Consider the following 14,899-nt stretch of genomic DNA (forward strand, 5'->3'; position numbering starts at 1 on the left):
CGCGCCGCTGCGCCAGGCCGGCGCGCGGGCACGCGTCAAGAGCGCCGCCCCCGTGACGCAGGACGCGCCGGCCTGCACGCCGCCGGAGCTGGCCGAACGCACGCGCATCGTCAACGCCATGAACGCCGCCAAATGGCGCCCGCTGCAGGCGGCCGCCATGCTGGGCGTCTCGCGCGCCACCCTGTACCGGCGCCTCAAGCAGCTGCGCATCGTGCCGCCGCACCGCCAGTAAGGCATCCGGCAAGCTGAGATTTCCGTCTCATATTCCGCCATGCTGCGCTGCGGGATGCGGGTTCAAAACGCCAGTGTTACAACATCGTCAGCGGCAACACAGCCGCATCCCATCATAAAGTCAGCAGACTTGGAGGAGACACGATGCAAACCGAAATCAACCCGCACGACCTGGCCGTGGCCGGCATCCTGGAGCAGCTCGAAGGTGCCCTGCGCGCCGGCGACGGCACGGCCGCCGCGCAACTGTTCGAACCAGACGGCTACTGGCGCGACCTGGTGCTGTTTACCTGGAACCTGAAAACCCTGGAAGGCCGAGAGCAGATCGCCGCCATGCTGGCCGCGCAATTGGGCGCCGTGCAGCCCGTCTCCATCCGCATCGCCGACGGCGAACACGCCAGCGAGGCAGGCGGCGTGCTGCAAAGCTGGATCACGGTGGAAACGAAGGTGGCGCGCGGCGTGGGCTTCATCCGCATCCGCGACGGCAAGATCTGGACCCTGCTCACCACCATGAGCGAATTGAAGGGTTTTGAGGAAGCCAAGGGCGGCCGGCGGCCGATGGGCGCCGAGCACGGCGCGCGCACGAACCGCAGCAGCTGGCTGGAGCAGCGCGAACAGGAAGCAAAGGAACTCGGCTACGCGCGCCAGCCCTATTGCGTCATCATCGGCGGCGGCCAGGGCGGCATCGCGCTGGGCGCGCGCCTGCGGCAATTGAACGTCCCCACCATCATCATCGAGAAAAACGCCCGTCCCGGCGACAGCTGGCGCAAGCGCTACAAATCGCTGTGCCTGCACGACCCCGTCTGGTACGACCACATGCCGTATATCCCCTTTCCCGACAACTGGCCCGTCTTCACACCGAAGGACAAGGTCGGCGACTGGCTGGAGATGTACACCAAGGTGATGGAACTGAACTACTGGGGCTCGACGTCGTGCGAATCGGCCAGCTTCGACGAGGCCAGCGGCGAGTGGACGGTGCAGGTGCTGCGCGACGGCCAGCCCGTCACCCTGAAGCCGAAACAGCTGGTGCTGGCGACGGGCATGTCGGGCAAGGCGAACCTGCCGAAGTTCAAGGGCATGGATGTGTTCCAGGGCGAGCAGCAGCACTCGTCGCAGCATCCGGGACCGGACGCGTATGCCGGCAAGAAGGTGGTGGTCATCGGCGCGAACAATTCCGCGCACGATATCTGCGCCGCCCTGTGGGAAGCGGGCGTGGACGTGACCATGGTGCAGCGCTCGTCGACGCACATCGTCAAGTCCGATTCCTTGATGGACCTGGCGCTGGGCGACCTGTATTCGGAACGGGCGCTGGCGGCCGGCATGACCACAAACAAGGCGGACCTGACGTTCGCCTCGATCCCCTATAAAATCCTGGCCGACTTCCAGAAACCCGTCTTCCAGGCCATCCGCGAGCGCGATGCCAACTTTTATGCACGGCTGGAGGAACGCGGCTTCATGCTCGATTTCGGCGACGACGATTCCGGCCTGTTCATGAAATACCTGCGCCGCGGCTCCGGCTACTACATCGACGTGGGCGCCTCGGAACTGGTCGCCGACGGCAAGATCAAGCTGAAAAGCGGCGTTGGCGTGCAGGAGCTGAAAAGCCACTCCATCGTGCTGTCCGACGGCACGGAGCTGCCGGCCGACCTGGTGGTGTACGCCACCGGCTACGGCTCCATGAACGGCTGGGCGGCCGACCTGATCTCGCCCGAGGTGGCGAATAAAGTGGGCAAGGTGTGGGGCCTCGGCTCGGCCACGACGAAGGACCCGGGCCCGTGGGAGGGCGAACAGCGCAATATGTGGAAACCCACGCAGCAGCAAGCGCTGTGGTTCCACGGCGGTAACCTGCACCAGTCGCGCCACTATTCCCAGTACCTGTCGCTGCAGCTGAAGGCGCGCATGGAGGGGTTAAGCACGCCCGTGTACGGGCAGCAGGAGGTGCATCACCTGGCGTGATGGCAGAGGCAAGCAGATAAAAAAATGGCGGCGGACCGAAGTCCGCCGTTTTTTGTACCATACAAACGTCCGACAAAATCGTAGCGAGCGGCGATGATTTGTGGCTAAGAAGCGCAACCGTGCTTGAGCACGGTGAGCATCGCAGGCCGCAAAGCGCGACGCGCAGTAGATTTTGTCACACGTTTTATTGTTTGATCGCTTCGATGGCGAAGGTCAAAGTCACGTCATCGCTGACGGCCGGCGCATATTTGCCGGCGTTGAATTCCGAGCGCTTGATCTTGGCCGTGGCGTTGGCGCCGCAGGCGTCTTTCTTCAGCATCGGGTGCGGCGCGCAGGCGAACGAGGTGACGCTCAGGGTCACCGGCTTGGTCACGCCTTTCAGGGTCAGGTTGCCTTCCACGGAGGCCAGCTTGTCGCCGTCGAAATTGAACTTGGTCGATTTATAGGTGGCGACCGGGTACTTGGCCGTGTCGAGGAAGTCTTCGCCCTGGATGTGCGTGTTGAACAGGGTCGAACCCGTATCGACGGATTTGGTGTCGATCAGCACTTCGACGGCGCCCGTCCTGGCGGCGCGGTCCAGCGTGACCTTGCCGGTGGTGTTATTGAAACGGCTTTGCTGCGTCGAGAAGCCCATGTGCGAGTACTCGAAGCGGGGGAAGGTGTGGCTGCCATCGATGACATAGACTTCAGGAGCGGCAAAGGCGGACAGCGAGAAACCGGCGGCGGCGATAAAAGCGAGCAGTTTTTTCATGATGGATTCCTGATAGGGAGTGGAGGATGTCAAAACCGCAAACGGCTGCAGGCGGGAAGCGCATGCGGCTGCTTGTCTGGCTTCAGTTGCAACAGATTATGCATGGCATGAAGATCGATGTAAAACGGAAAATTTACCTAGTTAGCATCGATAAAATCGATAATAAGGTGGATCAGGTCCGCCACAGCGCCTTCTGCTGCCGATTATTGTCCGCATTGCTAAAAATATCCAGCGCTATCCAGCGCTGCAGACAGAGCTCAAATGAGAATGATTCTTGTTATTATCCTATGCGCTTGCTATCATCGCGGCTGCGGCAAGCCTGCAGCGTCGCCTTGATTCATTCATAATAGCGCAGCACCTACGCCAGAAAAACATGACGGCCACGCGCCACGATACGAGCACCTTGAACGCACACACCACCACCCTGCCCCGCAGCCGGGGCCTCGTCGCCGGCGCCTTCGCCTGATGCGGGAGCCGCACGCCCCGTCTCCCCTGCGCGAAGCGCACGGCGCGCGCCTGCGCCGCTGGGCCTGGACGGCGGCCGGCGCCGTGATGGTGCTGCTGGGCATCATCGGCGCCATGCTGCCCGTGATGCCGACGACGATTTTCCTCATCCTCGCCCTGGCCTGCTTCAGCCGCGCCTCGCCGCGCCTGGAACACTGGCTGCTGCAGCATGCGCGCTTCGGCCCGCCGCTGCGCCAGTGGCGCGAACACCGCGCCGTCTCGCGGCGCGGCAAGGCCATGGCTTGCCTGGGCATGGCCATCGGCTTCGTCGCCATGTGCCTGGGCCATCCGCCGTGGTGGGTCATCGCCATGGTGGGCGTCATGGAGGTCGCCGTCCTCATTTACCTGCTGCGCCGTCCCGACGGGCCTGCCGGCGCCGGGGCAGAATCTGCTCAGCAAGACGGCAATGGCGGGCAGTAAACTACCGCGCCCGCATCACCAAAACGCCAAGTCAGCGCAACGTCAGATAAAACCGCGGTTTTGCGCCGCCACGGCGCGGCGAACTTTTCACCAAGATACGGCCCTGCCGCGCCGGCCGGCGCGATTTAATTCGGCAAGAGTCCTGCTTTCCCGCGTTTTCAACCAGAAAAACCCCACATAGACATTATTTGCATATTCAAAGCAAGATTCTGTCGTAGGAGTAATAACGCGATCGGAGGTATACTACGCAACCGACGTAACAGGCTGGGCGATTTTGCCCCTGCAAGCGCGCCTGTCACGGTCCAATAAAAAAGGAAACACTGCATGACCACACCACACCGTACGCCGGTGATTCGCATCGATGGCGCGAACAAGACCTTCGCGCTGCCCAAGGGCGAACAGTTCCACGCGGTCAAATCGGTCACGCTGGAAGTCTATCCCGGTGATATTTTCGGCCTGATCGGCAAGAGCGGCGCCGGCAAATCGACCCTGCTGCGCCTGATTAACCTGCTCGAGCGTCCCGACAGCGGCAGCATCACCGTCGCCGGGCGCGAATTGACGCGCCTGGGCAAGAGCGAACTGCGCGACGCGCGCCAGAACATCGGCATGATTTTCCAGCAATTCAACCTGCTGCAAAACGCCAGCGTCTTCGACAACGTCGCCTTCCCATTGAAAATCCATGGCACGGCCAAGGGCGGGCAGATCGCCGCCCGCGTCGAGGAATGCCTGGCGCTCGTCGGCCTGTCCGACAAGCTGCACAGCTATCCGGCGCAACTGTCCGGCGGGCAGAAACAGCGCGTGGCCATCGCCCGCGCCCTGGCCAGCCACCCCGACGTGCTGCTGTGCGACGAGCCGACCTCCGCGCTGGACGCGGAAACGACGCGCGCCCTGCTCGACACCTTGCGCGACATCAATGCGCGCCTGGGCGTGACCATCGTCATCGTCAGCCATGAGCTGTCGGTGCTGGGCGCCATCTGCAACAGGGTCGCCGTCGTGGAAAACGGCGCCATCGCCGAACAGTTCGACCTGAGCGACACGGCCACCCCGCGCAAGACGGCGCTGGGACGCGAGCTGGCGTATTACGGCACCGAGGCGTTTGAAGCCACCGCATGGAAGGATGCAACACATGTTTGAAGAATCGATCAATAACGTCATCAAGCTGCTGCCGGAAATCTGGGTGGCGCTGGGCCAGACCATGACCATGCTGGGCATCGGCCTCACCGCCGCCATCCTCATCGGCGGTCCGCTGGGCATCCTGCTGTTCCTCGTCTCGGAAGGCCAGTCGCTGGAAAACCGCCCGTTGTCGGCCATCCTCGGCTGGCTGGTCAATACCGTGCGCAGCTTCCCCTTCATCATCCTGCTCGTCGCGCTGACGCCGTTTACGCGCATCATCGCGGGCACGTCGATCGGCCCGCTGGCCGCCAGCGTGCCCCTGTCGTTCGCCGCCATTCCCTACCTGGCGCGCCTGGTGGAGCAGAACCTGCGCGAAGTGCCGCGCGGCGTGATCGAGGCGGCGCACGCCATGGGCGCCACGGAGCTGCAGATCATCTTCCGCGTGCTGCTGGTGGAAGCGCGCTCCGGCCTGGTGCTGGCCCTGACCGTGCTGTCGATCAGCTTCCTGTCATATTCGGCCGTGGCCGGCGTGGTGGGCGGCGGCGGCATCGGCGACCTGGCCATCCGCTACGGCTACTACCGCTTCGAGACGGACATCATGGTCGCCACCGTGGCCATCCTGATCGTGCTGGTGCAAACCATCCAGTTCGCCGGCACGCGCATCGCCAAGCGCCTCGACAAACGTTAATTCCTATTCAGAAACAAGGACCTACATGAACCACATTCGCCGCAACCTGCTGCTGGCCGCTGCCAGCCTGGCCTTCGCCACCGCCGCCTACGCCAAGGACCCGAAGGAAATCGTCATCGGCACCAGCTCCGGCCCGTACTCCGACCAGCTGAAGCTGGGCATCAAGCCCATCCTGGAAAAACAGGGCTACAAGGTCAAGATCGTCGAATTCAACGACTACGTGCAGCCGAACTACGCGCTGGCCGAAGGCTCGCTGGACGCCAACGTGTTCCAGCACATCGTGTATCTGACCAAGTTCGCCACCGATAACAAGCTGCCATTGAGTTCATTGATCACCGTGCCGACCATGCCGATCGGCCTGTACGGCGGCAAGCAGAAAACCCTCGCCGAGGTCAAAAACGGCGCCACCATCACCATGCCGAACGATCCGACCAACCAGGCGCGCGCGCTGGTGATGCTGGCCAAGATGGGCTGGATCAAGCTCAAACCGAACGTCGACCCGCTGCGCGCGTCCGAGCGCGACGTGCTGGACAACCCGAAGAAGCTGAAACTGGTGCCGCTGGAAGCGGCGCAGCTGCCACGTTCGCTGGCGGACGCCGACTACGCTTTTGTGAACGGCAACTTCGCCCTGGCCGCCGGCATGAAGCTGACGTCGGCCCTTAGCGTGGAAAAGATCTCGGACAGCTACATCAACCTGGTGGCCATCCGCACGGCCGACAAGGCCAAGCCATGGGTCAAGGACCTGGAAGCGGCCTACCGCTCGCGCGCCTTCCTCGACGCGACGAACAAGTATTTGGCCGGCTACGAAAAGACGGATTACCAGCTGGCGCTGGAAAAGACGCTGAAAAAATAAGCGGCGTGCACCAAACGTAAAAAGGACGGCCAAGGCCGTCCTTTTTTATTGTCCGCGCCTTGCGGGCGCTATCATGACTTAGAAGCGGTAGCCGACGCCTACGCCGATCAGGATAGGATCGACCTTGACTTCGCTGGCCTTGGCGCCACCGATGAAGACGTCGCTGCGGATCTGCACTTTCTTGATGTCGAAGTTCAGCGACCAGTTTTTGTCCAGCTTGTAGTCGACACCGGCTTGCAGCGAGTAACCCCAGCTGTCATGCTCCAGGCGACCGGCGCCGTTCAGCAATTTCACGTCGGAGATATTCGTGTAGTTGATGCCGGCACCCACGTAAGGGCTGAACTGTTTTTCCGGCATGAAGTGGTATTGCAGCGACAGGGTCGGCGGCAGATGCTTGAAGGTACCGATATTGTTGCCGTCGAGCTTGACGTCATGCTTTTGCGGGTAGGTCAGGATCAGCTCGGCAGCGATATTCGGCGTGAAGAAGTACGAAATATCGATTTCAGGAATCGTCTTGCTGCTGACCGTCAAACGGTCGGATGCGCCGACGCCACCGACAGGAGCAGATTTATCGGCCGGATCGATGTGCACGGCGCGCGCACGGACCAGCCATGGGCCTTCCTGTGCCATTGCATTGCCGGCGAGTGCGCCGATGGCGGCCAGGACGATTGCTGCTGCAGTTGCGGACTTTTTCATTCTAGTTCCCTCTTTTTGTCGTTAAGTAACGCTGCGAAGTCTAAGAGTGCAGTGCAACAAAAACTTTGATCCACATCAAATAGTGCTAGATGGCATCAAAAGAGGGATTTTTTTCTTTTCCCAGGTCAAGAAAATGCGGCATTGCAAAATCAAGCCAGCTCGGCAAACAGGCCGGCGACCCAGTCGGCAAACACGCGCACGCGCGGCGACAATTGCCGGTGATGCGGGTACAGCACGGACACGGGCAGCGGATCGGGCCGCAGGTGCGCCAGCACTTCCACCAGTTCGCCGGCCGCCAGCGCCCGCGCCAGGTGGTAGCGCGGCGCCTGGATCAGGCCCAGGCCCGCGCGGCAGCAGGCGTGATATGCGTCCGCGTTATTGACGGACACCGTGCCCGGCAAGGCCACGCTGTGGCGCCGGCCGTCCACCTTGAAATCGAAGGGCCAGACCTTGCCCGTCCGGGCGGAAAAGAAATTGACGGCGCGGTGGCCCGCCAGCTGCGCCAGGTCCTGCGGCGTGCCGTGCGCGGCCAGGTAGGCGGGGCTGGCGCACGTCATCTGCTCCAGCAGCGCCACGCGGCGCGCCACCATGGACGAGTCGCCCAGTTCTCCCACGCGCAGCACGCAATCGACGCCTTCGCGCACCAGGTCGACGAGGCGGTCGCCCATGCCGATTTCCAGTTCGATCAGGGGATAGCGGGCACAGAACCGGTCCAGCACGGGCAGGACGAACTGCATGGCCAGGGTCGCGTGCAGGTCGATGCGCAGCTTGCCGGCCGGCTGCTGCTGCGCCGAACTGAACACGGCTTCCGTTTCTTCCAGGTCGGCCAGCAGCCGCGCGCAGCGCTGGTAATACGCTTCGCCGTCGGGCGTGGGCGTCACTTGCCGCGTGGTCCGCTGCAGCAGGCGCACGCGCAGCCGCGCTTCGAGCTGCTTGATCGCATGCGTGACGGTGGCCTTCGGATAGCCGAGGTCATGCGCCGCCTGGGTAAAACTGCGCAGCTCGACGATGCGCGTGAAAATGCGCATCGCATCGAATCGGTCCATGCCCTGCCCCATTGTTGGTGATGAATGCACAGTGTAGCGATAACAGCGGCAGTTTTCCATCCACACCAACGATGCTGCGCATAGATGACGGCAACGCAATCGTGCATGCCGGCGATGTCACTGGTCGCGGCGGCGCCGCCGAACGATAATAGGCTCAGCGCACTATTGAGAATGGTAATGATTATCATTTGCGTTATAATGCAAAATCACGCTTGAGCGCACGCCCAGGCGATCACAAAAAGGAATGGGAGACATGGATATATTGAGGGAACTGCGTGAATCGGGCTTGAAAGTAACCATCCCCCGCTTGCGGATTCTGCAGCTGTTTCAAGAAGGAGGCATCAAGCACCTGAGTGCGGACGATGTGTATAAGCTCTTGCTGGCCGAAAAAATCGACGTGGGCCTGGCCACCATCTACCGCGTGCTGATGCAATTTGCCGAAGCGGGCATTTTGTTCCGCCGCCACTTCGAATCGGGCCACGCCGTCTTCGAGCTGAACGAAGGCCAGCACCACGACCACCTGGTCTGCACGGGCTGCGGCAAGGTCGATGAATTCGTCGACGAAGGCATCGAACTGCGCCAGAACGAAATCGCCGCCGAGCGCGGCTTCGTGCTGCACGAGCACGCGCTGTCGCTGTACGGCACTTGCGCCGACTGCACGGCGAAGAAGATCCCGCCGCGCAAAGCCTCCTGAGGCAGCGCGCAAGGTAGCGCCTGGCAAGCCACCTGCGCTACACTGCGTGCGCCGCAGCTCAACAAGGGACAAGCATGTACATCGGAGAAATCGCCCGCCTGGCAGGCACCTCGCCCAAGGCCTTGCGCCATTATGAATCACTGGGCCTGCTGGGCGACGTGCGCCGTTCCGGCGCCTACAGAGTCTACACGCAGCAAGACCTGGCGCAAGTCAGGCTGATACGCCAGGCGCAGGTGCTGGGCTTCCGCCTGGCCGAACTGCTGCCCGTCCTGGCCGGCGACAATACGGACTGGGCCGCCCTGTCACAGCACATCGCCGCCAAGCGCGCGCAGGTGCAGCAGGACATTGCCCGCCTGCGCCAGCTCGACGCGCAATTGGCCGACATCGATACGGAAATCCGCGACTGCCTGGCGCGCCAGCAACAGGCGGCGTGAACGGTCAAGCATCGCTTGACTCTGCCACTAGGGGCAGGCTTTAGCATGCAGGCTCTTCTTTAACGGACAGCCTGCATCATGACCAAGACTCCTCCCAAGCGCATATTGATCCTCCTCGGCCACCCTTCCAGCGACAGTTTCTGCGCCGCCCTGGCCGAGGCCTACGCCGCCACGGCCCGCAGCGCGGGCCACACGGTGCGCGAACTGCGCCTGGGCCAGCTGGACTTCGACCAGAACCTGCATGAAGGCTACCGCCAGGTGCAGCCGCTGGAAGCGGACTTGCTGGCGGCGCAGGAAGCCATCAGCTGGGCCGGACACCTGGTGTTCGCCTACCCGATCTGGTGGGGCGGCGCGCCGGCCCTGCTGAAAGGCTTTGTCGACCGCGTTTTCCTGCCCGGCTTCGCCTTCAAGTACCGCCCCGGCAAGGCTTTCCCGGCGCAGCTGCTGAAGGGCCGCACGGCACAGCTGCTGGTCGCGATGGATACACCGCCATGGTACTTCCGCTGGGTCTACCGCATGCCCGGCATCCACCAGCTGCGCAAGACGACGCTGGAGTTCTGCGGCGTCAAGCCCGTCAAGGTGGCCAGTTTCGGCCCCATGATCAATTCCACCGAAGCGCAGCGCCAACGCTGGCTGGAGCAGGCGCAGACGCTGGCCCGGGGCCTGTAAGTTGCTTGCCCTACAGCCATCTTGCATACGGTTTTGACAAGCCGGTAATCAAGCCGTCACATTCGACGGCTACCATGATGATATTGCCTGTTTGTCAGCCGCCTTGCCGTCGCGACAACAAGGGTCCGATCGTCATGTAAAGGTAGCCGCTGTGGAGTTCAACGCTTCTCGATTGCATCTTCCCCGTTATCGCACGTCCGTGGCCGCCGACCTGTGCATCCCCACGGAATCGGTGCAGGCCGACGCCAGCAATTTCGCCGTGCTGGAGCTGTTTACCGAGCGGCGCGACATGATGAGCCTGCCAGTCACGGAGCAGCAGAAGCCCATCGGCTTGATCAGCCGCAATATCTTCATGTCGCAGATGTCCAAGCCCTTCTACCATGAGGTGTACGGCAAGAAGAGCTGCATCGCCTTCATGGACAAGGAACCGCTGATCGTCGACGGCGCCATGAGCATCGAAGACCTCACCTTCCGCGCCGTCGAAGCGGGCGAAAAGGCGCTGGCCGACGGCTTCATCATCACCGAGGACGGCGCGCTGGCCGGCGTCGGCTTCGGCTTGCAGCTGATGAACGTGGTGGCCACCATGCAGGCGGAAAAAAACCGCCAGATCATGCACAGCATCGACTACGCCAGCGTGATCCAGCGCGCGCTGCTGCGCACTTCCGATGCGGAACTGCGCGCCACCCTGCCCGACGCGCACCTGGAATGGCAGCCGCGCGACGTCGTCGGCGGCGATTTCTACTTCTTCGAGCGCCATGCGGGCGGCTGGTTCGCCGCCATCGCCGACTGCACCGGCCACGGCGTGCCGGGCGCCTTCATGACCCTGATCGCCTCGTCGGCCCTGAGCCAGGCCTTGCGCGACCGCGGGCCGCACGACCCGGCCGCCCTGATCGGCGCCGTCAGCCGCGCCATCAAGACCCTGCTGGGACAGGACGCCGGCAGCGACGCGGCAGCGGGCCACGCCGGCTCGAACGACGGCATGGATTGTGCCTTCCTGTGCTATGACGACGCCAGCGCCAGCCTGCGTTTCGCGGGGGCGAAACTGGCGCTCTACGTGGTGGCGCCCGGCGCAGAGGCCGTGCGCGCCATCGACGGCGCGCGCATGGGCGTCGGCTATGTCGACACGCCGCCCGGCTACTGCTGGCACAACGAGACGCTGGCAGTGCCCGCGGGCAGCCTGCTGTTCCTCACCACCGACGGCTTGCTCGACCAGATCGGCGGCGCGCGCGACATCGCCTACGGCAAGCGGCGCATGCGCGAACAGCTGCTGGCGCAGCGCGATGCGCCCGCCGGCGACGTGGCGGCGGCGCTGCTGCGCGACAGCGCGGCCTGGCAAGGCAGGCAGCCGCGCCGCGACGACCTGACCTTTTTCTGTTTCCGCCTGTAGTTTGATGCCCATCAAGCCCCCTTATCAACAAGAAACCGGGTCACCGGCTAGCCAGGAGCACTGACGTGCTGTACGAAGAATTCAACGAGTTTTGGGACGTGGCGCGCAAGCGCAACATCATCTTTTTTTACGTGGGCTATTTTTCGCAGCACGTGGTCAGCGCCATTTCCGAAACCATCAAGGCGCGCCTCGACACGGCCGGCGCGGCCGGTCCCACGCGGCGGCGCATCTTTTCCTCGTTCATTGAGATGTCGCAAAACATCATGCATTATTCGGCCGACAGCCTGACGCCCGATGCGCAGCTGGACCAGCAGATGCGGCGCGGCTCGTTCTGCATCGGCACGCGCGGCGACAGTTTTTTCCTGCTGTGCGCCAACCCCGTCTCGACGGACAACGTGGCGCAGATCCGCGCCCGCCTGGAGCCGCTGCACACGATGACGATGGAAGAAATCCGCCTGGCCTACAAGAAGGCGCTGCGCGAGGAAGCGCCGCCCGACAGCAAGGGGGCCGGCCTGGGTTTTCTCACCATGGCGCGCGACGCCAGCGAACCGCTGGAATTCGAATTCGTCCAGGACCCCCAGGAGCCTGGCCACACCGTCTTCTGCATCAAAGCCATCATTTGAAAGAGCCGACTCAGGAAAGCATATGCAATTACCGTCACCACTGTTCATCGCCGCGACCCCGAGTTCGCCCGAAATCGACTTCCGTTTCGAGCAGCACACCCTGTCGATCAAGGGCGAGTCGTATCCGGAAAACGCGGCCGCCTTCTATGGCCCGCTGATCGCCGCCGTGCGCGCCTACCTGGAAGGCTGCCGCGCAGCGGCCATCACCGTGAATGTCTCGCTGGCCTACTTCAACAGCTCCAGCACGAAGATGCTGTTTACCCTGTTCGACGCGCTGAACCAGGCGGCCGCGGACGGCAACCAGGTGCGCCTGAACTGGTACCACGACGAGGACGATGACACCATCCTGGAATTCGGCCAGGAACTGCAGCAGGACTTCACGGCCCTCGATTTCCACGATCATCCCGTGCAGGGCAACTGAGGCATGCGCGCCGCCACCTCCGAGGCCGGACTGGAGCCCGACCTGTTCACCGTGGAAGCGGCGGCGCTGGCCGCCGCCCGCCGCATGCACGCCGACGCCGGTGCGTCGGGCGAGGAACAGCGGCGCATGCTCGGTGAGCTGATCAATCACTATGAACGGCTGATGCGCGAGACGCGCCGCCTGATCGGCCGCAGCGACCGCGCCGAGCGCGACATGCATCTGCTGAACCGGCAATTGCAGACGCTGGCTGGCCAGCTCGAATACCGCGCCACGCACGACCCGCTGACGGGCGCGCTGAACCGCGGCGCCGTGATCGACCACGCCTCGCGCTGCCTGGAACAGGGCGACATGGCCCTGATCGTGCTCGATATCGACCTGTTCAAGCAGGTCAACGACGATTTCGGCCACCCGGCAGGCGACGGCGTGATCCAGGCCGTGGTCGACTGTTTAAAAGGATTGCTGGGACAGGAAACGGCCATCGGCCGGGTCGGCGGCGAGGAATTCTCCGTCGTCTGGCCCACCTCCTCGCGCGACGAGGCGGCGCAAATCGCCCAGCGCATCTGCGATACCGTCGGGCGCCAGCGCCATGCGGCACCCATCACGCGCGCCATCACCGTCAGCGTGGGGCTGAGCTGGAACCGCGCCGGCACGGCATTTGAAACGGCCTACAGCCATGCCGACCAGGCCCTGTACCAGGCCAAGCGCGAGGGACGCAACCGCGTGCGCCAGTGGCTGGAAAGCTGACGCCGCAACGCTAACGTATCAGTTCGCGCGCCATGCTGCCGTCGCGGCGCATGGCGGCAGCGGCCCGCTGCATGGCCGCCACCTGCGCTTCGGGCACCTTGAGGTTGCAGGCCAGGTAAGTCTGCACGCGGTTGAACGTCAGCAGCGGCACCACCTTGCCTTCCCATTCCTTGCCGACGAAGGGCTTGCTGCCCACCGCCAGGCCGACGGCCCACAGGTCGATGCGTCCCAGCAGCAGCTTTTGCGGATTGATCCACTCCTGCGTGACGGGCGCCACGTTCATGCCGTGCTGGCGCAGGTAGTCGTCGCGCGCGTCGCCCAGCACCGTGCCGATGACCAGGCCGCGCGCATCGGCCAGGGTGTGCAGCGCCAGGTGCCGCTCGGCCAGGCCATACAGTATCCACTCCGCCTCATTGAGGGGGCCGATCCAGCGAAATTGCGCTTCGCGCTCTTGCGTGCGCGTGGTGGAAAAGACGCAGGTGTCGGCCTCGCGCAGCGCCTGCGCATATGCGCGCTTCCACGGCAGCAGTTCTATCGTATAGCTGATGCCGGCGCGCGCCATGATGTCGCGCACCTTCAGCGTTTCACGTCCCACGACGGTATTGCCTTCCATCATGCTCGACGGCGGCAAATGCTCGCCGACGATGCGCAGGCCCGCCGACCAGGCCGCCACCGGCAGCAACAGCGCCGCCAGCAGCCATGCCATGCTTGCTTGTTTCATGCTTGCCTTCTTCCACCACAGGGCATACGCATCCCTGCCACCTGCAGGATGGTACCATCGGCCCCCGCCGGCCATGGCCGAACGTTATCAATTAAACCATTATTTTTCCGTAACGTGGCTCAGGGCCAACGCCGGGATCAGCATGCAGGGGGAAGATGGAGAGAAAAACAACTGGCGGAAAACAGTAGGAGTCGAACCTACGGGAGAACGTCTGACGCCCTCCACCGGGTTTGAAGCCCGGCCACATCACCGGATGAGTGTGCTTTCCGCGGTGCCTGAGCTAACTGTTGGGCAAGGCCGCACTGTAGGACCACAGCGCTTGCGGACGCAATAGATGCCCATTGCCAACACGGCGAGTATAACCGACGCGGTCGAAGAATTCCAGAACCTGGATCGCCCGCTTGCGGCCCAGGCCGCTGGCATCGCGGAACGCGGCCGCGCTGACGGCGCCGGAAGCGGGCGCCAGGCTTGCTTCCACTTCAGCTTTTTGCGCCAGATCGCGCACCAGCTGCGCCAGCCCGGCCAGCGCGGCCGGATGGTAGAACAGGTCGTGCACCACCTGACTGATCTGGCCCGCCTTGGCAAGTTTGCGCAACAGCCGGCGCGATTCGTCCTCGGCCAGGCCGAAGTCGCGCGCCAGGTCGCGCGTCCAGGGCGGATCGAAGCGTCCCTGCAGCAGCGCCGCCAGCATCGGTTCGGCCACCGCCTGCTCCTGCGGCGTCAATTCCACGCTGTGCGTCGGCAGGTGCAGGCTGGCGCCGCGCGCCTGCACGCCGCCCTGCGCCAGCAAGCCGTCGACCAGATGGCTCCACAGCGCGTCTTCCATCTCCGCGTCGACGATGCGCTTGAGGCGCCACAGTTCCGGCCCCGCCTCGTCGGGCGCGCGCGCGTGGAAGGCGGCCAGGGCGGCCAGCACGCGCGCTTCCAGCGCCAGCAAGGCCGGCGGCGCCA

General features: G+C 63.7%; 18 protein-coding genes and 1 tRNA gene. 13 read left to right on the forward strand and 6 right to left on the reverse strand.

All coding sequences use genetic code 11. From position 1 onward, the window contains the following. Together CBW50_RS29180 and CBW50_RS26925 are read left to right on the forward strand one after the other, a co-directional pair. Positions 1-232: helix-turn-helix domain-containing protein (locus tag CBW50_RS29180; RefSeq protein WP_172404912.1), on the forward strand; the 232-nt coding region annotated here is incomplete at its 5' end. Between the two features lie 143 nt (positions 233-375). Further along, complete coding sequence (locus tag CBW50_RS26925; RefSeq protein WP_086148351.1) at positions 376-2,184, forward strand: NAD(P)/FAD-dependent oxidoreductase; 1,809 nt, start codon at positions 376-378, stop codon at positions 2,182-2,184. A 184-nt stretch (positions 2,185-2,368) separates the two neighbouring features. On the opposite strand, the gene CBW50_RS26930 is transcribed toward CBW50_RS26925, so the two are convergent. Beyond that, positions 2,369-2,935: a YceI family protein gene (locus tag CBW50_RS26930; protein ID WP_086148352.1), complete on the reverse strand. Its 567-nt coding sequence runs from the start codon at positions 2,933-2,935 to the stop codon at positions 2,369-2,371. Between the two features lie 465 nt (positions 2,936-3,400). On the opposite strand from CBW50_RS26930, the gene CBW50_RS26940 reads away from it, so the two are divergent. From CBW50_RS26940 to CBW50_RS26955, 4 genes are all read left to right on the forward strand, one after another. Further along, entirely contained in the window at positions 3,401-3,859 is a 459-nt protein-coding gene (locus CBW50_RS26940; RefSeq protein WP_086148354.1) for a YbaN family protein, read from the forward strand. A gap of 324 nt (positions 3,860-4,183) precedes the next feature. Further along, positions 4,184-4,993 carry a methionine ABC transporter ATP-binding protein gene (locus tag CBW50_RS26945; RefSeq protein ID WP_086148355.1) on the forward strand — a complete coding sequence of 270 codons (810 nt, stop codon included), beginning with the start codon at positions 4,184-4,186 and terminating at the stop codon, positions 4,991-4,993. Further along, a complete protein-coding gene (locus CBW50_RS26950; RefSeq protein ID WP_086148356.1) occupies positions 4,986-5,660 on the forward strand; it encodes a methionine ABC transporter permease in 675 nt (224 codons plus the stop codon). The genes CBW50_RS26945 and CBW50_RS26950 overlap by 8 nt, the downstream gene beginning before the upstream one ends. Before the next feature lie 25 nt (positions 5,661-5,685). Further along, a complete protein-coding gene (locus CBW50_RS26955; protein ID WP_086148357.1) occupies positions 5,686-6,513 on the forward strand; it encodes a MetQ/NlpA family ABC transporter substrate-binding protein in 828 nt (275 codons plus the stop codon). A 78-nt stretch (positions 6,514-6,591) separates the two neighbouring features. Here the strand turns inward: CBW50_RS26955 and CBW50_RS26960 are convergent, their stop codons facing one another. Together CBW50_RS26960 and CBW50_RS26965 are read right to left on the reverse strand one after the other, a co-directional pair. Continuing rightward, positions 6,592-7,209, reverse strand: a complete 618-nt coding sequence (locus CBW50_RS26960) for an OmpW family protein (protein ID WP_086148358.1) — start codon at positions 7,207-7,209, stop codon at positions 6,592-6,594. Positions 7,210-7,358: 149 nt separating this feature from the next. Then, a complete protein-coding gene (locus CBW50_RS26965) occupies positions 7,359-8,255 on the reverse strand; it encodes a LysR family transcriptional regulator (RefSeq protein WP_086148368.1) in 897 nt (298 codons plus the stop codon). A gap of 253 nt (positions 8,256-8,508) precedes the next feature. On the opposite strand from CBW50_RS26965, the gene fur reads away from it, so the two are divergent. The 7 genes from fur (at position 8,509) to CBW50_RS27000 (ending at position 13,227) form a co-directional block, all read left to right on the forward strand. Then, positions 8,509-8,949 carry a ferric iron uptake transcriptional regulator gene (gene fur, locus CBW50_RS26970; RefSeq protein WP_086148359.1) on the forward strand — a complete coding sequence of 147 codons (441 nt, stop codon included), beginning with the start codon at positions 8,509-8,511 and terminating at the stop codon, positions 8,947-8,949. Between the two features lie 74 nt (positions 8,950-9,023). After that, complete coding sequence (locus tag CBW50_RS26975) at positions 9,024-9,383, forward strand: MerR family transcriptional regulator (protein WP_086148360.1); 360 nt, start codon at positions 9,024-9,026, stop codon at positions 9,381-9,383. Positions 9,384-9,461: 78 nt separating this feature from the next. Continuing rightward, on the forward strand, positions 9,462-10,052 hold the full coding sequence (locus tag CBW50_RS26980) for an NAD(P)H-dependent oxidoreductase (protein ID WP_086148361.1): 591 nt from the start codon (positions 9,462-9,464) through the stop codon (positions 10,050-10,052). A gap of 172 nt (positions 10,053-10,224) precedes the next feature. After that, a complete protein-coding gene (locus CBW50_RS26985) occupies positions 10,225-11,439 on the forward strand; it encodes a SpoIIE family protein phosphatase (RefSeq protein ID WP_226935875.1) in 1,215 nt (404 codons plus the stop codon). Positions 11,440-11,504: 65 nt separating this feature from the next. Continuing rightward, on the forward strand, positions 11,505-12,062 hold the full coding sequence (locus CBW50_RS26990) for a SiaB family protein kinase (RefSeq protein ID WP_086148363.1): 558 nt from the start codon (positions 11,505-11,507) through the stop codon (positions 12,060-12,062). Between the two features lie 22 nt (positions 12,063-12,084). Next, positions 12,085-12,483, forward strand: coding sequence for a DUF1987 domain-containing protein (locus CBW50_RS26995; RefSeq protein ID WP_086148364.1), 399 nt, complete (start codon positions 12,085-12,087; stop codon positions 12,481-12,483). A 3-nt stretch (positions 12,484-12,486) separates the two neighbouring features. Further along, positions 12,487-13,227, forward strand: a complete 741-nt coding sequence (locus CBW50_RS27000; protein ID WP_086148365.1) for a GGDEF domain-containing protein — start codon at positions 12,487-12,489, stop codon at positions 13,225-13,227. A gap of 10 nt (positions 13,228-13,237) precedes the next feature. Here the strand turns inward: CBW50_RS27000 and CBW50_RS27005 are convergent, their stop codons facing one another. The 3 genes from CBW50_RS27005 to CBW50_RS27015 all read right to left on the reverse strand — a co-directional run. Next, entirely contained in the window at positions 13,238-13,948 is a 711-nt protein-coding gene (locus CBW50_RS27005) for an ABC transporter substrate-binding protein (RefSeq protein WP_226935873.1), read from the reverse strand. Between the two features lie 172 nt (positions 13,949-14,120). After that, positions 14,121-14,216: transfer RNA gene (locus CBW50_RS27010), tRNA-Sec, on the reverse strand. Positions 14,217-14,228: 12 nt separating this feature from the next. Then, positions 14,229-14,899: SelB C-terminal domain-containing protein (locus tag CBW50_RS27015; protein WP_172404913.1), on the reverse strand; the 671-nt coding region annotated here is incomplete at its 5' end.

Source organism: Janthinobacterium sp. GW458P (genome assembly GCF_002127585.1).
In the GTDB taxonomy this organism is placed as follows: domain Bacteria; phylum Pseudomonadota; class Gammaproteobacteria; order Burkholderiales; family Burkholderiaceae_D; genus Janthinobacterium.